Here is a 20,609-nt window from a genome sequence, read left to right on the forward strand (position 1 = left end):
CGCCGGCCCGCCGCGTCACTGGCTGAGCGCGGTCGCCTCGGTGATGCTGGCCCAGCCGTTGCCCTCGGCGTTGTTCCACCACGCGTACTTCACGTAGCGGGCCTGCCGGGCCGGGAACGTGGTGACCTCGGGCTGCAACGTCTTGCCGCTGCTGCGGCCCTCCCACGCCTTCACGTAGGTCACGTTGTCGACCGATGTGTAGATCGTGTAGTCGTTCCACCGCACGTCACCACGATGCCACGCCACCCCGGCACCACAGATGCTCCGCTGAGCACCCAGATCGACCGTCAGGAACGCCCCGAAACCGGAACCCGACCAGCGCGTCGTCAGGTTGCCGTCGACCGCGTTCTGCGGCGGGTTGATGGCCTCATAGGTGCTGGCCGACACCCCCGCCACCGGCTGCGCGCGGTTGCAGGGGCCGCCGCCCGAGCGGGCCGGGTCGACGTCGGGGAACGTGGCGCGCTGGTCGCCGATGCGCAGTGCGTCGTAGTACATGGTCCGCTGCGTGGTGTCCGACGGGTTCGTGCTGCCGGGTTTCCAGTCCCACTTGTAGATGCCGAACTTGAAGTACGGCGAGCCCTGCGAGTCGGCGTGCGTGCGGCCCTGGAAGCCAAACTTGTACACGCCGTCGCGCCACACCTCCAGCAGCCCGCCTCCGTCGGTGCGCCAGACGACGTGGAACACCCAGTCGGTCCAGGTGCCCGTGCTGTAGGCGTCGAGGTCCACTTTCTGCGAGCGCAGCGGCATGTCGAGCATCCACCGGCCCTTCTCGGTCATCAGCGCCAGCGGCGGGGAGCCGCCGCTGCACCGGCCCGCGTCGCACTGGTGCCACTGGCTGACGATCTCCGGCGACCGGTCGTACACCCACGAGGTGGGCAGGTAGATGCTGAACCCGTACCACCGCTCGACGTTGGCCGGCTGGTTGTCGTACTGGTTGAGCTCGGAGCGCTTGCCGTTGGAGACGATCGCGTCGTCCTTCTTGAGGTCGAACTTGGCGGCGTATCCGCCGTCGCGCTTCACGTCGCTGACGATCTGGATCGAATCGGTGCGGGCGGCCTGCTTGATCCAGCCGGGCGGGGGCACAGTACGGTCGGCCGGATCCTCGAAGTTGAGCGTCTCGAACACGCCGACCGGGTCGGCCTGGGCCGGGGCCGCGGGCGACACCAGCGCCAGTCCGGCCGCGGCCAGACCGCACGCCAGCAGCGCCCGCAGCGGCCGCCATCGTGATGTCATCGGGGGGTACCTCCTCTGTGAGTGTTCGCTGTCGAAGGTGTCGGGCGGCTCAGTGGCAGGCGACCGGGCCACCCTGATCGCGCGTGGCGCCGTCGATGTCGACGAACCGCCACATGTATTCGTTCGTGCCGAGGTCGAGGCGCAGGACGCCGTGGGTGCCGGCGATGCGCCGCTCGCTGTTGGCGACGGTGGTGCCGAACGGGCGCAGGCCCGCACCGCCGGTGCCGACGACGAACTCGCGGATGCCGGCCGGGGACGCGACGCCGTCGGGGCGCTGCGGCGCGAACCGCTCGTAGTCGTGGTCGTGGCCGTTGAGGACCAGGTCGGCGCCGGCGGCGTACAGCGCGTCCCAGAACGGCTTCACGTTGGGGAAGTTGCCGTGGCCGCTGCCGGAGCTGAACTTCGGCCGGTGCCAGTAGGCGGCGATGCAGGGCTTGGTGGTCGCGGCCAGGTCGGCCCGCAGCCAGGCTAGCTGGGCGCCGCCCTCGTTGCGGTCGTACTCCGAGTTGAGCGACACGATGTGCCAGTTGCCGAGGTCGAAGCTGTACCAGCTGGCTCCCTGGGGCTTCGCCGCCGGGCCGAAGTAGCGGAAGTAGCCGTCGGCGCCGGTCACCTCGTATTCGTGGTTGCCGGGCGTGGGGTGGAACCGTCCCTTCAACGGACCCCACGTCTTGTCGAAGTACCGCAGGAAGTCCTCGTAGGTGTCGTTGCCGTTCTGCTGGTCGCCCAGCCCGAGGATGCGCGCCGGGTTGATCTGCCCGGTCAGCGCCGCCGTACGGGCGGTCGGGCAGTCGGCGGTCACGCACGTCTGCGAGATGTCACCGACCGCCACGACGGTCTGCGTGCCGCCCGTGGCGTCGACACCGAGGACCGCGGCCTCGCTGATGCTGGCCCACAGGTGCTGCGAGGCGTTCTGCCAGAAGGCGATCCGGACGAAGCGCGCCTCGTGCGGGGTGAACGCGTAGGTCTCCATCGCCCGCGTGGTGCCGGTGCTGCGGCCCGCGTTGACGTTGCGGTACGTCGTGCCGTCCGCGGACGTGTAGACGGTGTAGTCGTTCCAGCGCTCGTCACCGCGGAACCACGCCACCTGCACCGCGCACAGGGTGGCCCGGGCGGGCAGTTCGAGCTGGAGGTAGGCGCCGAAGCCGTAGCCGGACCAGCGGGTGTCCAGATTCCCGTCGACGGCCTGAGCGGGTGGGTTGACATCCTCGTACGTGCTGGCGCTGACCACCGACGGCGTCTGCCGTGTGCCACAGCCGGTCACGGCGGATGCGGCGAGCGGGTCGGCCGGTGGCCGGGCGTGTACGGGGGCCGCGGCCGCGAGCACCACGACGATCGTGAACAGGACGAACAGGGGTCGACGGAGCATGGTCCCTCCTGCGCGGCGGATTCGACCACCCCGCGACACCTCGCGGGCGAGCGGTCACCGACAGGACCAGAATCGAGGTGCTCCGATCCGGACGCATGAGTAGATGACACTCAAACGCGGCTGTCGCCTCGCCGTCCGACCCACGCTGGCATCTTGACCAATGCACCTTGAGGACAGGCGCAGTGCCGGGTTCCGGTCACTGCGCCTGTGCCTGGCTGCCTCGGCGTCGAACCGGGCTACGGCTGCAGCGGCAGGGTCACGCAGTTGGAGATGGCCGGGATGCCGGCCAGGCGGTACGCGAGCCAGTCCACGGCCGTTCCCTGGTCCGCGAGCAGCGGTCCGAAGTGGTTGAGCAGCGCGCTGCCGACCCCCGGGAGGTCGATCGGGGCGTAGACGACGTTGCCGCCGAGGCGGCACCAGGCCACGGCCATCGCGCGCGCCTGCGCGTGTGGCACGAGGTTGTCGTTCACGCCGGTCGCGACCCGCACCACACCGGCCGGTTTACGAGCGCCGATGAGCTGGCTGTCGATGAACGCGCGCAGGCTGGGTTCGGCGCCGATGATGTCGGCCACGGATGCACCGTTGGTCGTCCACGTCGAGCTGCGTTTGCCGGCGTACGTGAGGATCGCGTCGCCGACGCACATCGTGGACAGGTCCTTGAGGGTGGCGCGTCCGGCGTCGTTGAGGTACCCGTCGACCAGCGGCGCCAGGGCGGGCTCCGCCTGGAGGAACCCGTTCACCGACCAGCCCAGCGCGCCCAGCAGCTCGCTGCCGTCGATCGCCGCGGTAACGTCGGCGAGGTTGGCCGGCGGTGCCCCTGCATACGTGGCTTTCAACGCGACGTCTGGCGCGTAGGACGGCTGGAGCTCCGCTGCCGAGGCCGCCGCACCGCCACCCTGGCTGTACCCGTAGAAGCCCACCGCGGATCTCGCGCTGATCGAGGTGTTCGGTAGCGCCTTGGCGGCTCGCGCCGCGTCGAGCACGGCATGTCCCCCATCGACGCGGTTGACGTAGGTGTGCAACCGGTCGGTGGTCCCGAGTCCCACGTAGTCGGTCTGCACGACGGCGATGCCCTTCGCGAGCAGCCGGTACATGGCGAGGATCTCGTAGCCGACCGACACCGTGCTCTGCTCCTGGCCGATGCCCAGGATCAGGCCTTTTTGCAGTGCGAGAGAGGTCGAGCACTGGTCACCCTGCCCCATCGTGCCGGGCGCGAGGACCACCAGCGGACGCGGTCCCAGCCCCAACCAGGGCGCTGCCGGCTCCAGGTAGGCGCCGGTCACGGCGACGGGGTTACCGGCGGAATCGGTGGACTTGTACATGATCCGTCGCGCGTTGCCGGGCAGGGCGGAGTTGATGCCTGGCAGGTTCAGTGCGAGCTGGAACGGCTCGCTGCGGACCAGTGCGCCGTTGGCCGCGGGCAGGGTCGCCGGTGGCGTGTAGAAAGCGGGAATCGGGACGCCACGCGAGCTGACGGCGTCGGCGGCTTCCGCCGGCACGGCCGCCAGGCCCGGGGTGACGATCATCGCGGCCAGCAGGGCTGCGGAGATGCGGGTGCGCAGGGACATACGTCCGGCCTCTCAGTTCAGCGGCTTTCCCATCCGGTGCATGACACCGCGCCGGTTACCGGACAGTAACTAGGAGAATCGAGACTTCCCAGAGGGACGATCTCTCGATTAGCACCCGAGGCGCCAGGTGCCAGTCAGGCATCGTGGCGGCAGCCCGCCGTTCGTGCCGGTCCTGAAACGCCGGGTGCTTGGTCTGGGCCGGCCGCGGACACGCCCGGATCGAGGTCCTGGCCGACAAGGCGTATGCGAGCAGAGGCGGTTTGCGGAGCCACACCAGGACCAGCCAAAACACTCAGGTCCGCGCCGGGCAGTCGATAGGGAGGCAAAGAGGACGCGGAACGGAGTTAAGCGGATGGGTTGGTGGCGCGGAGCACAGGACACGGCCGTGACCGGTGCCGCAGCGACGGACGACCCGCGACTGGCTGCGGCCTTGGCGGAGTGCGACGCGTTGCGAGCAGAGGTCGAGTCGCTGCGCAGCGGACAGTCGGCCGCCATCGAGCGGTTCGAGCTGATGACCGACGCGGCCGGGATCGGCCTGTGGGACATGGACGTGGTGGCGGACGACCCGGTAAACCCAGACAATACGTTCAACTGGTCGCAGGACTTCCGTCACATGCTCGGCTTCACCGACGAACGCGACTTTCCGAACATCCTGTCCAGCTGGGCGTCGCGGCTGCATGCCGAAGACGTCGACCGAGTGGTGGCCGCGTTCTTGAACCACCTCAATGACCGGACCGGGCGGATCCCCTATGACATCGAGTACCGGCTGGCGCTGAAGGACGGCAGCTACCGGTGGTTCCGCGCCACGGGGGCGACGAAACGGGACCGCAACGGTGTGCCGTTGCGCGTCGCCGGGGCGCTGTTCGACATCGACAACGAGAAGACCTTGATGGCCACCGCCGAGCACCAGCTCGGCCAGCTGACCGCGTCAGCAGCGAAACTCGGCCAGGTCAGCCACGACCTCGGCGAGGCCGTGACGGCGGCCGCGGCACGTGCAGACGAGGCCGCGGCGACGATCGCCAAGCTGGACGCCAGCAGCGTCGAGATCGGCAACGTCGGCAAGCTGATCACCAGTATCGCCGGCCAGACCAACCTGCTCGCCCTCAACGCCACCATCGAGGCGGCCAGAGCCGGCAGTGCGGGCAAGGGCTTCGCCGTCGTCGCGGGCGAGGTCAAGGAGCTGTCGACCGAGACGGGTCAAGCAACTGAGCAGATCGAGGTGCAGATCAAGGAGATCCGCTTCCAGACCAGCGAGGCGGTCAAGAGCATCCAAGAGATCAACGCCACCATGCAGGCGCTGCGCTCCACCCGGGAGGCGGTGGACTCCCTCGTCCAGGAGCAGAACGTGACAGCACCGCAGTTCCGTTAGCCCGCAGCTCGCCGGGCTCGATTGGTGGGCGGGCGCTCTGCAGCGATGCAGCGAACGCCTCCAGCACCATGGCGATTGCGTACTCGATCGACGAGGTGTTGAGCAGGCGGTTCATGCGGTGAGTGAGCCCCTGCGGAGGCCGAAGAAGCGGGTGAGGCCACCGTGGACAGCACGATCGGGGCGACGGCGTAGCGCTGCCAGAGCCGGGACCTCACCAACCGGCGGGCTCTACGTGCAGCGGACCGCGTCTCAGCAGTACACCCTGCCGAAGTGCTGGATGATGAACGCGTTGGACGTCTTGGTGGCGCTCTGCCGTTCTGCGGGTCTGTGACCGTCACCGAGATCACCGGGTGGCGCTGAGCTCATTGCAGCATCGGTGCCCACCAAAATGTGGTGGGCACCGATGCTCACTGTCATCCACTCAAACCGCGGAGACCCTTCGCATTGAGGCGACGCCGCAATGCGAGTCTCAACGTCGTTCGCCGGCCCACCGTCAATAGGAGAACTGTCGGACCGACCAGGCGATGACGGCCACTAGCGGCACAGCGCAAATCAGCAATGCACCCGCGGGCGACACACCGACGATGCCGAGAGCGCAGCCGAGGACGAACTCCACTACGAGGGTCGCACCGACAACGGCGCGAATCTTTGCAGGTGTCGCTCCGGTCAATCGGGGTTTCCTCATCCGCCGCCTCCTAGATCAGGTCAGCGCGACCATCGCGCAAATGCGACATAGACCAGATCAGCACATCCACGACGAACCCTTGCAAGCGGGCCACCACCCATTCTTTCTCCACAACCGACCGAGAGCGTAACCTGCACCTGCTGCGGCACCGAACGCTCCACCGATGATCACTCCGACTGTCCCACCTGCAACACAGCCGGCCAGGATCGTGGCGAGGCAGCCGATGCCGCCCCCGATCACTGCGCCAGCGGTGCCGAAGGTGGCGATCATGGTAACGACATATTCGAAATCGTCCATGCTCGGAGGGCTCTTGATCTGGCTTGGGCCATACTCGAACTCGCTACAGCCAACAAAGCCACAAACAAAGCCCGAATTGCCCGAAACGGTACCTGATGCCGTTTTCATGGTGGTTTGCTGCTGCTTCTGATACATGACTTGCTTCTCGTTGTACGCCTCGCAGGCGCGGGCGGTCATGCCGGCGCAGAGCTGTTGCTGGACCGACAGGCCCGGCTTCGACTTGAGCGGCTTGCCGCGGTAGCAGCTGCCGTCGCCGCCGCAGATCTTCTTGTTCTTGGCTGAGTGCTTCTTGTCCACGCCGTTGCCCCAGAACGGGTTGCCGTGCGAGTAGTCCTCCTTGGTGCCTCCGAGGCCCTGGCCGCAGTCCTCCGGGCCGGAACAGGTGCGCAGGCCGGTCGGGTCGCTGTTGGTGACGGGGTTTGCGGCGGCGTACACGTAGCCGTTGATCTGTAGCGGGTCGTTGTGGTCGGTGATCGGGTCGTCGGAGATGAATCTGCCGGTCAGTGGTTCGTACTCGCGGGCGCCGATGTGTGTGAGGCCGGTGTTGTCGCGGGTGCCGCCGATGAACCCTTGGGTGTTGGGCCAGGTCGGGTCGGTGCCGCGGGGGTTGCCGAACGGGTCGGTTTTGCGCCGGGTGGCGGTCTGGCTCACCGCGTCGATGGCGAGTTGTCCGCTGCCGTGGTGGTCTGCGGCGATCCAGGTCAGGCCGGCCGGGGTGCGGCTGGCGACGCCGTAGTAGCGGGTGCAGGTGACGGTGCCGGCGACCTTGCGCAGTTCGTAGCCGGGCAGGTACACCGTGGCCCCGGCGGGGTCCTTGGCGACGAGGCGGGTGCCGTCGGCGTCGTAGATGTAGCTGCTGGTTCCTGCGCTGTCGGTGGCAGTGGCGAGGTGACCCTCGTTGTCCCACGTGAGGGTCTGGCCGGGTTTGCCGGTGATGTTGCGGGTGAGGGTGTTGCCGGCGTTGTCGTAGGTGTAGCTGTCGGTGCCGGCGCTGCCGCCGGTGGCGGTCACGTTGGTGAGGGTGTGCCGCTTGCCGGTGGCCGGGTAGGTGTAGGTGCGGGTGGTGTCGGTGCCGCCGCCGATGGCGTGGCGGGTCTCCTGGGTGCGGTTGCCGCTGTTGTAGTTGCTGGTGCCGGTGGCGTACTGGTAGCTGGTCCAGTACGGGTCGGGTCCGCCGGTCACGGCGGTGGATGGGTTGGCCTGGCAGGTCGCTGCGGTCGTGGTCCAGGCTTCGGTGAGTTCGCGCAGTGCGTCGTAGCCGAAGCACTGGTTGGACACGACCGACCCGGCGAGGGTCTCGGTGATGTTCTTGACGTTGCCGGCGGGGTCGTAGCCGTAGCCTTCGGCGAGCCGCTCGGTCCATGTGTTGGGGTTTGCGGAGTTCTCGGTCTCGGTCTTAACGCTGGTGAGCCTGCCAGTTGCCTCGTCGATGGCGGTCGTCTGCCGGACCCGTTTCGAACCGGAGCCGAGGATCTGCTGGTACATCGGGCCGAACGCCTGGTAGGTCGTCGCGGCGACGTACGTCTCCAGACCGTTGAGCGTCAGCGCGTTACCAGCGTTGTCGTAGGTGGTGGTCAGTGTCTCCGCGGGCAGGTTGCCTGCCGCCGGGTACGTCACCGTGGCGGCCGACCCGTCGACGTTGTACGTCATCGACGTGGTGTACGAGCCGTTCGGCAGCCACGGCATGCTCAGACTCGACGGGATCACCGTGGTGATACCCAACGAGCGATAGCCGTCGTCGTAGCCGGTGACGGTGCTGGTGAACGCATCGGAGCCGACGTTTCGGGTGGACGAGGTCAACTGCCCCTTGGCGAGCGTGTCATACGTCCACGACGCCCGCTTGAAACCGGTCGTACCCACCCCGTCGTACAGGCCGGTCTTGCGGCCGAGCTCGTCGTACTTGTTGGTAGTGCTGGACCCGGGACGAGCGTCGGTGACTGTCGTCGGCCGGCCGCTCAGGTCGTAGCTGATGCTTGTCGTGCCCTTGTCCGGGTCCGTGGTGGAGTCGACCTGGCCGAGTCGGTTGTAGCTGATGGTCCAGGTGTTGCCGGACTGGTCGGTACTGGTCCGCAGCCGGTCGAGGCGATCGTAGGCATATGCGGTGGCGTGGTAGCTGCCGGTGGGTGCACCGCCGAGGTACTGGCGCAGTTCGGTGGTTTTGCCCCGGCCGTTGACGTACGTCGTCGTGGGGGTGCCCCCGGCGGGAGGTGTGACGGTGGTGAAGTTCCCGTCGTAGGAGGTGGTGGTCTGCCACTTCAGGGTGTTGACGGAGTACAGCGCGTCGATGGTCTGCCGCTGCAGGCTGTCGTAGGTGTAGCGGTGCTGGTTCTTGACACCGGAGTCGGTGTCGGCGAACCCGACGAGGGTCGCGGCCGGAGGGCTGGCGTTCCAGAAGATGGTGCTCTTGGCGCTGAGGCCGCGCCCGTCGTACTGGGTGTCGGTGACGATCCGTCCGCCGTTGGCCTGCGGGGCGGGTCGCTGCTGCTGCCGTTGCCGCAGGTTGCCGTCGTACAGGTCGTAGCTGGTGATCCCGTTGCCGTTCGGGCCCAGCTTGGTCGTGGTGATCGAGCTGGTCGTCCCTGCGCCCGAGTAGAGCGTGTAGGCGTAGTGAAGGTCCGCAGCACCGGTGGCGGCGCGGTTCAGCCACACGTCGGTGAGCCGGCCCAGGGGGTCGTACACCGCGGTGGTGATCTTGTTGTTGGCGTCTTTCACCGTGACCGGGACGCCGCGAGCACCGTCCGACGTCACGGTCGTGACGTGGCCGAGCGGGTTCGTGGTCGCCGTCGTTGTCACGGGGGCGTCCGCAGCCGGGGTGTACTGCGTGGTGGTCTTGTGCGCGTTGTCGTTCATCGGGTCACGGGTCCAGACGACCCGGCCGTAGGCGTCGTAGCCGGTGTTCGTGGTGTTCTGCCACTGCGGAGACGTCCCCGTCGCCCCGTTGAACGCGTCGACCCTGGTGACGAGGCCTTGGCCGACCGGGCCGGTGCCGGTGGTGTTGCCGTCGTAGTAGGAGAACGTCCCGGCGAGGAAGTCGTTGCCATCGACGATCGTGCAGGTGGTCTGGATGTTTGTGCGCTGGTAGTTGACATGGTAGCGGCCGTTGGCCGGGTCGACGCTGCGGTCGGCATAGGTGATCTCGGTGCAGCGGTCGTCGTTCGGGTCGGCCTCGTCGCCCCAGTCACGGATCAGGGTGGGCAGCGTGTAGCTGTCCGTGGTGGTGGTGGTCTTCGTCCACCGCCACCCCTCGACCCCGGCCGGGCTGGTGATGTGGGTGCGGGTGCGGGTCTCGACCTCGGCGAAGTTGTTCGCGACCAGATTTCCCATCCCGTACGCCAGGTCTCGCATCGCGACCGTGCCGTAACCGTATGAGTGCAGCGTCGAGGAGTACGCCAGCCCACCCGGCCGGAACGACGTGTCCTCCCGCAGCTTCCCGCGCAGCACGTTGACGTCGGTCGTGGTGCCTTGCGAGTCGGTGACGGTGACTGTCCGGGCGCCGCCGGTGGCGCTGGCCCGGTCACCGTGCAACCCGCGGTAGTACAGCGCCGAGGACACCGTCTGCGTGCCGCCGACCGGTCCCGTCGTGGTGGTGACGTCGGTGTAGCCGCGCCAGTCCGACCACGACCGCCGCGACAGTGGCGACGTCTCGGACGGGTCGTGCCCCCACAGCACGTTCGTCGAGGAGTGCGTGAGGCTGTAGCTGTAGCTGGTCAGCACCGGTGGCGCGGTCGCGTCCGCCAGGTCCGACTGCTGCACCGCGGTGACCACGTACTTGTGGAACCACCCGAACCCGGCCGTACCGCCCTCCGGCGACCAGTACTGCGGGAAACATCGGTAGATGTTGTTGTTCGCGCTGCCTTCGGGGATGCTCGTCGGGCTGCAGTCCGTTCCCGCGTAGTACACCGTCAGCAAACCACCGGTGCCGTTCTCGATGCTGCTGAGCCGGAACCGGCGCAGCTTGAGCACACCGGCGGCGAGGTTGTAGTCGACCCGGTTGTCCAACGCCCCGCCACCGAACGCCATCGGCGGCTCCGACAGCGACGTGCCGCCCTTGAACCCGGTGTGCTGCAACCCCTCCAACCACAGCGCCGCCGGACTGGCATCGCCCGGGTTGAGGAAGTCGTGATCGAGGGTCCACTGATCGACGGTCTGATACGTGGCGGTGGCCGGATCCGTCAACACCTTCGTGGTCACCGACGCCAGCGCCCACTGCATGAAATACGAGGGGCTGGTCAGGTTCGGACACGACGACGCCACACAGTACTTGTCCCACGGCACGTCGATCGAGCAGGTGCCGACATCGTTGCACCGCGCCTCGATGCCGAAGTCGACCCGCATCGGCGCCGGCTTGCCCGGCGCACCCTCCGAACCCTGCCGGGTGCCGTACTCGATCCGCACCGGGTACACGTTGACGTCGTAATCCGCGACACCGTTGTTGTTGTTGTGGCCGTACTTCGCCGTGGTCTTCTGATAGAAGATCGTCTCGCTGTTCCCGCGCGGGTCCACGATGTAGTCCAGGTTCCACCGGTACGCCTGCGGACACGACGACGCCGCATACCCACCCTGTGCCGCCGTCTTGTAGCACGGCTCCCCACTGTTGTTGCCGTACACCGGCACGATCCCCGTGGAGTACGTCTGCGCCGCCGTCGCGCTGTAGGCCCCGCCGTGACCGAAGAAGTACTGCGTCCCGTCCGGCGACATCACCTGCCAGAACTCGCCGTCGTTGTCGTAGTTGACCGCACCGGTGTACTTCCGGAAACTCCACCCAGTGTGGACCGCCGACTTGTACTCACCGGTGGCGCTGTCCCGCACCAACTGCCCCGACACGCCGTCCATCACGATCGAGATCGGCTCGTTGTCACCGTTCGCCGACGTCCAGCACAGGTCACCGGTGGCGTTGCCGTCATCGGCGCAACCCCGGTAGGACCGCTCGATGTAGCCGAGATCGAGGTCCCAGCCCTCACCGACCCACGACGCCTGCGCGTTCGTCGCCACCGTCTTGCCGTCCACGCCGCCCGAGCTGTACTGCAGCTGCAGATTCGGGGTGGGACCACCCAACGACGGCGGCACCTGCAACGGCACGCTGTACGTGAAGTCACCCGACGAACCGCCCTGCGACCACGACGCCGACGGCGACAACGAGGTCTTCGACCAGTCACCCGCCTGCGACGCCGAGCCCGACGTCAACGCCAGCACCGCGCCCGCAGACCCCGAGCCGGCCGACTTCGACCCGCCCGCCACCGCTGCCGGGTCACCCGGCAGCGACACCGAGTCGAACGACACCCGCTTCGACACCGGGTTGTTCACCGACTTCAACGGCGACTGCACCTGACACTGCGGCGATGCCGGCGTGCTCGTCGCGCACGCGGGCAGCGACACCAGCCGCAGCCGACCGCCGTAGTCACCGCCATATCCCGTCGCAAACGCGGCATAGTCCAGGTCCAGCCCCACCGACCCGGACCTCGCGGCACCGTCCGCCCGGTTCACCGTCAGCACCACGCCCTTGACACCCAACGCCGCGGCCACGTCCTGGCCAAGCACCGACACCCGCACCTGCGACACCGCCGCAGCGCCGCTCTGCGCGGCCTGCTCCCCCGCGGTACGCGGCTCGGACACCGGACCACCGGCCCGGACCATCACCGGCAACCCACCCGGCGCCACCACGGTCCCCTGCTGCTTCGCCTGTGCCTGGGCCGTCCCGCTCACCGGCACCACCGCCGACCCAGCAACCGGCCACACGGGCGCCGGCACCTTCCCCAGCGCCGCCTTGTCGGACTCAACCCCCGGCCGGGCGCGGCCCGACACGCCAGACACCGCGACCGACCGCGCTTGAGGATTCACCACCCCCGACGGATTGGCGGGTGCCGCCTCGGCGGCCTCGTGGTCGATGCTGTCCAGCCCGCCCAGCACCAGCAGCGCAGTCAGGGCGAGGGTCACCGGACGGAACGCCCGGAACCAGCTCAGCGCACTGAAGACATACGAACGCCAACGTGTCGGCAACGTAACTCCCGTCAGCTACATACGAACATGAATGTGCAGGCCGCCGGCGTTCCTCGCCCCCAGCGCGAATGCTTGCCCGGGGGCGAGGATTTGGGCCGAGCGGCCGCCGGCGATGGCGTGCGGCGACCCAGCGGCCGTCCGCGACGCGGAGCGATGGGCCAGCACGTTCTGCCGCTTCATCGCACCCCCCGTTCGCCTTGCTGCCGCCACCAGCGATCAAGGCGATCGATGTCAGTCTGTGGGCAAGCACGGCAACGGACGTTGCCTATCCGGACCACGTTGTTGTCGATGCGGTCCGGATTCGCTCATGGAGCCCGGACCCGCGGGTTGCCCCATGAGGTCTCGTCGGCGCCGGTCGCGTCCAAGCTGTTGCCGAGGTTCCAGCCCGGCTGCATGGCGGCGACCGCGGCCATGGCGTCGCCCGGCTGCGGCGGCGTGCTCGCGCTCGGGCTCGGTGAGGTGCTGGCGCTGGTACTGCTGCTCGGTGAGGCCGACGTGACGCTTCCGGTGCAGGCCGTGCCGTTGAGCGTGAACGACGCCGGGAGCAGATTTGCTGCCGGTCCACGACCCGTTGAACCCGGACGACGCGGTGCCGTTCGTCGCGATGGCGCCGTTGTGCCCGGCGTCTTGTCGCCGCGTCAGTTCCTCGCCCGGTACTCACTCGGAGACATCCCGTACTCCTCTCGAAAAATCCGACTGAAATGGGCGGTGGAACCGAATCCCCAGCGGCTTGCGATGGCGTGCACGGGCCGGTCACGCAGTCCTGGATCGGCCAGATCCTTCCGGCAGCGCTGCAGCCGCCGGGTGCGGATCATCTCGGCCACCGGGGTTTCAACGGTCCGGAAGAGACGCTTCAGCGTGGTCATCGAGACGTTGTGCGCCGCGGCGATCATCTGCGGACCGAGGTCCGGTCTGCCGAGGTTGGCGTCGATGAACGCGTCGATGCGGGTGCGCAGGACTGCCTGCTGGACGTTCCTTGACAACGATTCCGCGACGTCGAGGTGTTGTGCGAGCAGCGCGGTGATCAGGTTGAGCGTGTTGCCCGCGAGGAGCGTGGCGTCCGACGTGTCGTACTGCTCAGGGTGGGCGCTGATCTGCCGCAGGTGCTGCGCCAGCAGGATGCCGATCCCTCCGGTTGACGGCAGAGGCATGCCGAACAGTCGGCTGACCTTGTCGTGCGGGATGGGCAGCCGTACGTGCGGAATGACCACGACGACGGAACCCGCGGGCTCCGCCGCAACGGTCCGGACGCCGTGGGACGCCACGTAGGGTCGGGAGGAGGTGAGCAGCGTGAAGTGGCCCGGCTGGATGGCCGACTCGCACCGGTCCTGCTCGACCGTGCCGGAACCCGATGTGAGCAGCGCCAGATGGTACTGCTGAGGGTCGGAGCGGCGGATCAGTTTTGCCGTCCGCCGGGTGGTCAGCGATGGAAACCGCAGCGTCGTGAGGGTGAGCGCCCCCAGACTGCTCATCCGCATCCGGGCATCGAAGTCGTGGGCGCGCGTGCTGCTGATCTGGTTGGGCGCGACCTCCTTGGCCACGAGGTCCGCCCAGTAGTCGAATCGCTCGGCCGGCGGGAGCGAGGACAGGTCCACGGTGCGCGTCGCCAGCATCTTCGATCATCCCCCGCGTACTCCACGTCTCGCTCCCCGTGCCGCTTCCGCAGATCGGTGACCGTGATGATGTCCACGCCCTCCAGCCTGCGCGACGGCGCTCCGCCGCGGATCGACCGCGCGACACCTCAGTCGGTGAGCCTCCGGATCAACCGAACAGTGGATGCGCTCAACCTTCCGGTGACCTGGTCCAGGTCGCGCCCAGGAGCACCTGTTCCTCTACTGACGTGGCGTCCGTGCAGATTTCCGTGCCACGCACGGATGCCCGGCGGCGCGGCTCGGAGCACCCTGATCACCGACGCCGAAACCATCGCACCGAGCCGAGGGGCAACACCATGAACAAGGCTGTGATCAGTCTCAACACGGGTCTGGAGGATGCCGAGACGGTCACCGTCGCGTTCCTCGTCGCCGTGGGGGCAGCCGAGCAGGGACGACCGACGCTGATGTTCCTGACCAAGGAGGCGGTCCGGCTGGCCACCGACGGATTCGCCCAGGCCGTCGCCTGCGACGGTTGCCCGGCCCTGGCGGATCTCCTCGACCGGTACGCCAAGGCCGGCGGCACGTTCCTGGCGTGCCCGATCTGCGTGCAGGCCCGCAAGGTCGACCCGGCTGGGTTCCGGGGCAACGCGGAACCCGGCGGCACCGTGCAGATGTGGCAGTGGATCGGTGACGACCCTGCCGTGACCTTCAGCTACTGACGCCTCTCGGGGCCCTTGGTGAGCCTCGGTAGCAGCTGAAGCCACCAGGGGGTCGCCTTCGCCAGTTCGCCGCGCACCACCCCGTTGAGCGTCCACGCGTGATCAGCGTCGCCGGCGGTCGGTTGCGCGGCCGCGTACCCGGCGGCGTCGGCGAGCCGGGCCAGTCTGCGGGTCGGCTCGCCGACGGCGGGGAAGCGCTCCGCCGCCGCGGCGGCGACCTGCCCGGATGTCGTGGACGGTGGCCAGGCGAGGCCGGCGTCGGCGTACCGGTCGAGGGCGTCCAGCCAGGCGCCGTAGATGCGCCGGCGCGGGTCGGGCGCGGTCCGCCTGCGCCGTCTGACGAGGCCCCGCGAAACGGGGCGGGCGGCGAGCAGCATGACGGCGACGCCGGCAGCCAGTCCGGCAATGATCCACTGTGGACCGTTGCCGGCCGCTGGTCCGCCGGTTGCCGAGGAGTCCACTGTGGAGTCGCCGGAGGGTGCGGTCAGGGGTGCCGGGGTCGTGGTGGGTGCGGGCTCGACGGGTTCGTCCTGCTCGGCCGGCTGCGGCTCCGGCGCACGCTGCCGCGAGCCCGGCGTCGGGTAGAACCCGACCCATCCGGCGCCGGCGAAACGGACCTCGGCCCAGGCGTCGACGTCCCGTTCGGTGATCTTGCCGGGTGTCGACGGGCGGAAGCCGACGACGACCCGGGCGTCGTAGCCGAGGGCCCGGGCCATCAGCGCGTACGCCGACGCGTACTGTTCGGCGGTGCCTGAGTGGCTGGTCAGCAGCCGGTCGATCTGGAACAGGCCGTGGCCGGTCGGTGGCCGGTTGGACGAGCTCACGGAGAAGCCGCCGTCGAACGCGAGCTGGTCGGCGAGCCGGCGCAGCGCCGGGTATCCACCGTTCGCGCCGGCCAGCCGGGTCGCGTGACCGACGAGTGTCGCGGGCGGCCGTTCTCCGGTGTACGCGGCGGGTATGTCACCGGCGAGCGCGGCCGGGTCGGGCTCGGTCACCAGGCTGCGGACCGTGTACTGCCGCGGAACCGGGCGGCCGGCCGGCATGACGACGTCACCGGTCTGCGTGTCGACGCCGAGCCCGGTTTCGGAAACCTGGACCGGTCGGCCGGTCGCGACGAGCCAGCCGAACGTGCCGGGGTCCTCGACGTGCACCTCGTCCTCGACGGTGACGCCGTCCCGGTCGGGGGCCGGCAGGCGGGTCCCGGCACGGCGGTACGTGGCGGCGCTCGTCCAGTACGTCCCGTCGAACCGGTCCAGCGTCGCGAACCGCAGTCGCGTCGAGGGCTGCGCCGACCGGACGGTGAGCCGCAACGTCAGCTTGCCGGACCTGAGGGCGGGGTACTGGGCGAGCGGGCTGGTCCCCTCCCGTGGCTGGACGGTCTGGTCGGCGAGGAGCCGCAGGTCGACCGGTTCCGGGTCACCGGCGAGGGTCAGCAGCGGCGTGGCGAGCAGTCCGCCGATGGCGCCGATGGCGGCGAGGGCCAGCAGGGCGACCGGTGGCAGCAGCCGGAATCCGGCGGAGGCCGCCGAGACCGGTCGGCGTTCGCGGGCGGTCATCGCGAGCAGCCCGACGGTGACGGTGACGAACGCCGGCGCGAGCCAGGTGGCCGGACGGCCCGGGACGGCGAGCAGGACGGCGATGCCGGTGCCCAGGACCGGGGCGATCAGCGACCACCCGGCGGCGGTGCGGCGCAGCGCCGGTTCGACCGTGCCGATCGCGACGAGCCCGGCGAACAGCGTGCAGGCCGCGAGCTCGGCGCCGTCGGGGTCCAGCGGCGGGATGCTGGTCAGCAGCCGGAACGGGCCGGCGGCGAGCTCCGCCGGAGACCGCCCGAAGATCAGCAGCACGTACCCGGCGAGCGCGGCGAGCGCGATCGTCAGCCTGGTGACCGGCGGGACGCGCCGGGCCTCGCCGGACGCGGCCGTCACGAGCAGACACGTCAGCGGCGCGAGCGCGACGGCGCCGAGCATCGGCAGCGCGTACGCCGGTTCGGTCAGCGCCTCGACGCCGGTCCGCCCGTATGCGGGCGCCAGTGCGACGACCGGGGCGAACGCGAGCAGTCCGGCCAGTCCGGCGCGCGGCAGCGCCGCGCCGGGCTTCCTCGCGGCGGGGCCTGTCACGGCCGGTCGGGTCGCCGTTTCGGTCACCGTCCACCGCCGAGCCGGGTGTACGCCTGCGCGGCCACCTCGGCGGTCGGCGCGGAGATGATCGAGACCCCGGAGCGCAGCGACGTCCCGGTCGAGTCGCCGATCTGCACGAGCACGATGCGGGCGTACCGTCGCCGCTGCGCACCCAGGAGCGGGACGAGCCCGCCCGGTTCACCACTGACGACGACGATCGTCCCGCCGCCGGGCGTGCCGCGGACCATCGCGAGCAGTCCGGTTTCGTCGCCGCCGTCCTGGACGGCCGCGGCGAGCCGGTCGAGCGCGGTGACCGGCGGCGGGTCCGTCGGCGTGCTGCACAGCAGCGTGACCGGGTGGCCGCCGCGGCCGGCGGCCGACACCACCGACGCGGCGAAGGCAACCGCCTCCTCGAACCGCTCCGGTGACAGCACCGCCGCGCGGGTGTCCAGCAGGACCGTGGTGGACGGTTCGGTGGTGTCGACGCGGTCCTGCACGACGAGGTCACCGACGCGGGCCGTGGTCCTCCAGTGGATCTGCCGGAAGTCGTCGCCGGCGCGGTACTCCCGCAGCGACGCGAACGCGGTCGAGCCGTGCTGCGCGCGGTCGATCATCTCACCCTCGAAGTCGACGGCGACGCCGATCGGCAGTGCCTTGAGCGGGTGGATCTTCGGGTGCACCCAGATCCACAGTGCGGGGGCGAGCGGCTCGCCGCGGCGGACCAGCCCGAGCGGGTCGCGGCGTTCCAGCCGGACCGGTCCGAGCGCGATGACGCCGCGGCGGCGGGTGCTGATCTCGTACGAGTCGTCGAACCGCGCGCCGGGCGCCAGCGGCGGGACCGCGATCCGCTGCGGTTCGCCGTCGAAGGAGTCGAGGACCTCGAAGACGCCGGTGGGCAGCCGGCCGGCGTTGACGACCGTGACGTCGGCGCGAACCGCGTCGCCGACGGTCAGCCGGGTCCGGGTGGCGGCACGGGTCACGTCGAGGCAGGCCGGTAGGAGTACCAGGGCGACCGCGCCGAGCAGCAGGGTCAGCCCGGCGACGCCGATCCCGACGAGCGCCGGCAGGCCGGCGGTCAGGCCCGCCGCGGCCAGCACGCCGCCGCCGAGCCCGACGACCAGGCCCGTGCCGGTGGGTCTCATCGGCGTCCGGCCACCTCCGGCACCGGCACCGGCACCGTTTCGAGGACGTCGCGGAGGATGTCGGCGGGGTGGACGCCCTCGATCTCGGCCTGCGGGCGGACCAGGAGCCGATGGGCGAGCGCGGCGACCGCGACGGCCCGGACGTCGTCGGGGACGACGTAGCCGCGTCCGTCGGTCGCGGCCCAGGACTGCGCGGCGCGCAGCAGCGCGAGGCTGCCGCGGGGACTGACGCCGAGCTGCAGCCGCGGGTCGGCGCGGGTCGCGGCGGCGATGCGGGCCACGTAGTCGGCGACCTGCTCGGCGACGTGCACCTGCTGGACGTACTCGATCATCCAGCGGATCTGCTCGACGGTGGTGACGGGGGTGAGCCGCGCGGCGGTCCCGGTGCGGGAGCGGCCGAGCAGCAGGTCCCGCTCGTCGTCGACGTCCGGGTAGCCGATGCTGATCCGCAGCAGGAACCGGTCGAGCTGCGCCTCCGGGAGCCGGTAGGTGCCTTCGAGGTCGACCGGGTTCTGGGTGGCGACGACCAGGAACGGCACGGGCACCGGGTAGCTGCGCCCATCGACGGTGACCTGCCGCTCCTCCATCACCTCCAGCAGCGCCGACTGCGTCTTCGGCGACGCGCGGTTGATCTCGTCGGCGAGGACCAGATGGGCGAAGGTCGGGCCGGGCCGGAAGGAGAACTCGCCGCTGTGCTGGTCGTAGACGGTGCTGCCGGTGATGTCGGAGGGCAGCAGGTCGGGGGTGAACTGGATGCGGTGCCAGTCGGCGTCGATCGACGCGGCGATCGACTTGGCGAGGGTCGTCTTGCCGACGCCCGGCACGTCCTCGACGAGGAGATGCCCGCCGGCGAAGAAGCAGGTCAGCGCGAGACGGATGGCGTCGGGTTTGCCGGTGAGCGCGCCTGAGACGTTGCCATGGACGGCGGTGTACTGCTCGGCGAAGTAGCCGGCCGGGTCGCTTGCCTGGGACATCGGGGCACTCCTTCACTTACCGCCGGTGGCGGCCAGGCACGGGGCTGGTGGTCCGGGCGGCGGCGGCACGTCGGTCATGACGAGCGCCCAGATCTGGTAGCAGTACTCGGTCCGGGGGTCGAGCCCGCGCACCAGGTACGGCGGCGGCTGGTCCTTCGGCGCGTCGCCGATCTTCTCGCGGTCCCGGAAGATCACGTACGAGACGAAGCCGGGGATGGTGGAGGCGTCGCGGAAGTCCAGCCGGACGACGCCCGCCTGGGGTGACGTGGCGGTCACCGGCACCGGGTAGAGCTGGCTCTTCGGACCGGCGGCGCTGCTGGTCCCGGCCGTCGCGGGGGTGCCGGTGCTGTCGGGCCGGCCGGTCCAGAGGCCGACGGCGGTCGCCGCGACCAGCAGCGTCAGCAGGCCGAGGATCGGCGCCAACAGGCGCCGCCGGGCCGGTTCGGGCGCGGGCGCGGCCGGCACCGGCAGGGTCGCCCCGGCGGTGGGTTGCGGATCGTCGTGGTCGGCTGACGGGGGCCGCGGGCCGGTCGGCGTGGGGGCTTCCGGCGCGGCGTCGGACCTCGGCGCGGCGGCGCGGAAGGCGACGTCGGCCGGCCGGGCCGGGGTCGGCGGCGGCGCGTCCGGCGGCAACGTCCCGGTGTGTCCTTGCAGTGCGGCGAACCGCTCGGCGAGGGCGGCCGCGTCGGGCCGGTCGGCGGGCCGCTTGGCCAGGCAGGCCTGGATCACCGACCACACCGGGTCGGCGAGCCCGTCGGGCCGGGCCGGTTCCTCCTCCAGGTGCGCCCGCAGCAGCGCCATCGGGTGGTCGCCGGCGAACGGCCGGTGGCCGGCCAGCAGCTCGTACGCGGTGACGCCGAGGGCGTACACGTCGACGGCCGGGCTCGCGGGCCGACCCATCGCCAGCTCGGGCGCCAGGTACGCGGGGGTGCCGACGACCATGGACTGCTGGGTCAGGTCCTCGCCGCCGGCGACCTTCGCGATGCCGAAGTCGGTGAGCCGGGCCCACGGCTCGCCGCCGCGCCAGGTGATCAGTACGTTCTCCGGCTTCACGTCGCGGTGCACGATGCCGGCGGCGTGGACCGTGGCCAGTGCCGCGGCGACCTGGGCGAGCACGGTCACCGCCCGGTCGGTCGTGAAACCGCGCTTCGTCGCGCCGCGCAGGTCGAGCCCGTCGACGAGCTCCATCACGATCGCGAGGGTGTCGCCTTCGACGACGAGGTCCAGCACCCGGACAAGGTTCGGGTGGACGACGGCCCGCAGCGCGTTGCGTTCCCGCAGGAACCGGGCGACCGCCTCGGGGTCCGCCGCGTACTCCTCCCGGAGCACCTTGATCGCCACCGGCTGGCTGTCCGCGCGGCGGATCCCGCGCCAGACCCGGCCGTTGGTGCCCTGGCCGATCACGCTGTCACGGAGGTATCCGCTGCCCAGCGGCGACCCGGCCGGGGTGTAGGGCGTCGTCGGTGGCAGCGTCGGCTGAGCCGCCGGATCGTCGGTCATGATCTCCACAGTGGGGGTGTGGTCCGCAGCGGATGGGCGGTGCG

The 20,609-nt window shown here is 70.0% G+C and carries 11 protein-coding genes; 2 read left to right on the plus strand and 9 right to left on the minus strand.

Annotation, left to right across the window (positions count from 1 at the left end; translation table 11 throughout):
- Positions 1-15: 15 nt before the first annotated feature.
- From ACQEVZ_RS46085 to ACQEVZ_RS46095, 3 genes are all read right to left on the minus strand, one after another.
- Entirely contained in the window at positions 16-1,233 is a 1,218-nt protein-coding gene (locus ACQEVZ_RS46085; RefSeq protein ID WP_433380182.1) for a heparin lyase I family protein, read from the minus strand.
- Between the two features lie 49 nt (positions 1,234-1,282).
- Positions 1,283-2,602, minus strand: coding sequence for a discoidin domain-containing protein (locus tag ACQEVZ_RS46090; RefSeq protein ID WP_433380185.1), 1,320 nt, complete (start codon positions 2,600-2,602; stop codon positions 1,283-1,285).
- Positions 2,603-2,838: 236 nt separating this feature from the next.
- The gene (locus tag ACQEVZ_RS46095; protein WP_433380188.1) at positions 2,839-4,170 is read right to left on the minus strand and encodes a lipase family protein; all 1,332 of its coding nucleotides are present in this window, start codon (positions 4,168-4,170) and stop codon (positions 2,839-2,841) included.
- A gap of 511 nt (positions 4,171-4,681) precedes the next feature.
- Between ACQEVZ_RS46095 and ACQEVZ_RS46100 the strand changes: the two genes are divergently transcribed.
- Positions 4,682-5,539, plus strand: coding sequence for a methyl-accepting chemotaxis protein (locus ACQEVZ_RS46100; protein WP_433380191.1), 858 nt, complete (start codon positions 4,682-4,684; stop codon positions 5,537-5,539).
- Between the two features lie 742 nt (positions 5,540-6,281).
- On the opposite strand, the gene ACQEVZ_RS46105 is transcribed toward ACQEVZ_RS46100, so the two are convergent.
- On the minus strand, positions 6,282-12,455 hold the full coding sequence (locus tag ACQEVZ_RS46105) for an RHS repeat-associated core domain-containing protein (RefSeq protein ID WP_433380194.1): 6,174 nt from the start codon (positions 12,453-12,455) through the stop codon (positions 6,282-6,284).
- Positions 12,456-13,156: 701 nt separating this feature from the next.
- A complete protein-coding gene (locus tag ACQEVZ_RS46110) occupies positions 13,157-14,131 on the minus strand; it encodes a helix-turn-helix domain-containing protein (protein ID WP_433380197.1) in 975 nt (324 codons plus the stop codon).
- Positions 14,132-14,466: 335 nt separating this feature from the next.
- Between ACQEVZ_RS46110 and ACQEVZ_RS46115 the strand changes: the two genes are divergently transcribed.
- Positions 14,467-14,829 (plus strand): DsrE family protein, encoded by a 363-nt coding sequence (locus ACQEVZ_RS46115; RefSeq protein WP_433380200.1) that lies wholly within the window; start codon positions 14,467-14,469, stop codon positions 14,827-14,829.
- Here the strand turns inward: ACQEVZ_RS46115 and ACQEVZ_RS46120 are convergent.
- Genes ACQEVZ_RS46120 through ACQEVZ_RS46135 form a run of 4 tightly spaced genes read right to left on the minus strand, consistent with a single transcriptional unit; the run spans position 14,823 to position 20,565 of the window.
- A complete protein-coding gene (locus tag ACQEVZ_RS46120) occupies positions 14,823-16,976 on the minus strand; it encodes a DUF3488 and transglutaminase-like domain-containing protein (RefSeq protein ID WP_433380203.1) in 2,154 nt (717 codons plus the stop codon). The genes ACQEVZ_RS46115 and ACQEVZ_RS46120 overlap by 7 nt on opposite strands.
- Positions 16,973-18,091: a DUF58 domain-containing protein gene (locus ACQEVZ_RS46125; RefSeq protein WP_433380206.1), complete on the minus strand. Its 1,119-nt coding sequence runs from the start codon at positions 18,089-18,091 to the stop codon at positions 16,973-16,975. The genes ACQEVZ_RS46120 and ACQEVZ_RS46125 overlap by 4 nt, the downstream gene beginning before the upstream one ends.
- Positions 18,088-19,065 carry an AAA family ATPase gene (locus ACQEVZ_RS46130; protein WP_433380209.1) on the minus strand — a complete coding sequence of 326 codons (978 nt, stop codon included), beginning with the start codon at positions 19,063-19,065 and terminating at the stop codon, positions 18,088-18,090. The genes ACQEVZ_RS46125 and ACQEVZ_RS46130 overlap by 4 nt, the downstream gene beginning before the upstream one ends.
- A gap of 12 nt (positions 19,066-19,077) precedes the next feature.
- Positions 19,078-20,565, minus strand: coding sequence for a serine/threonine-protein kinase (locus tag ACQEVZ_RS46135; protein WP_433380212.1), 1,488 nt, complete (start codon positions 20,563-20,565; stop codon positions 19,078-19,080).
- Positions 20,566-20,609: the final 44 nt, after the last annotated feature.

The organism is Dactylosporangium sp. CA-152071 (assembly GCF_050936335.1).
GTDB lineage: Bacteria > Actinomycetota > Actinomycetes > Mycobacteriales > Micromonosporaceae > Dactylosporangium > Dactylosporangium maewongense.

Coding starts and splice junctions, on each gene's coding strand:
- ACQEVZ_RS46115 (WP_433380200.1), top strand. CDS start 14,467: ATGAACAAGGCTGTGATCAGTCTCAACACGGGTCTGGAGGATGCCGAG.
- ACQEVZ_RS46095 (WP_433380188.1), bottom strand. CDS start 4,170: ATGTCCCTGCGCACCCGCATCTCCGCAGCCCTGCTGGCCGCGATGATC.
- ACQEVZ_RS46090 (WP_433380185.1), bottom strand. CDS start 2,602: ATGCTCCGTCGACCCCTGTTCGTCCTGTTCACGATCGTCGTGGTGCTC.
- ACQEVZ_RS46130 (WP_433380209.1), bottom strand. CDS start 19,065: ATGTCCCAGGCAAGCGACCCGGCCGGCTACTTCGCCGAGCAGTACACC.
- ACQEVZ_RS46125 (WP_433380206.1), bottom strand. CDS start 18,091: ATGAGACCCACCGGCACGGGCCTGGTCGTCGGGCTCGGCGGCGGCGTG.
- ACQEVZ_RS46100 (WP_433380191.1), top strand. CDS start 4,682: ATGACCGACGCGGCCGGGATCGGCCTGTGGGACATGGACGTGGTGGCG.
- ACQEVZ_RS46085 (WP_433380182.1), bottom strand. CDS start 1,233: ATGACATCACGATGGCGGCCGCTGCGGGCGCTGCTGGCGTGCGGTCTG.
- ACQEVZ_RS46110 (WP_433380197.1), bottom strand. CDS start 14,131: ATGCTGGCGACGCGCACCGTGGACCTGTCCTCGCTCCCGCCGGCCGAG.
- ACQEVZ_RS46135 (WP_433380212.1), bottom strand. CDS start 20,565: ATGACCGACGATCCGGCGGCTCAGCCGACGCTGCCACCGACGACGCCC.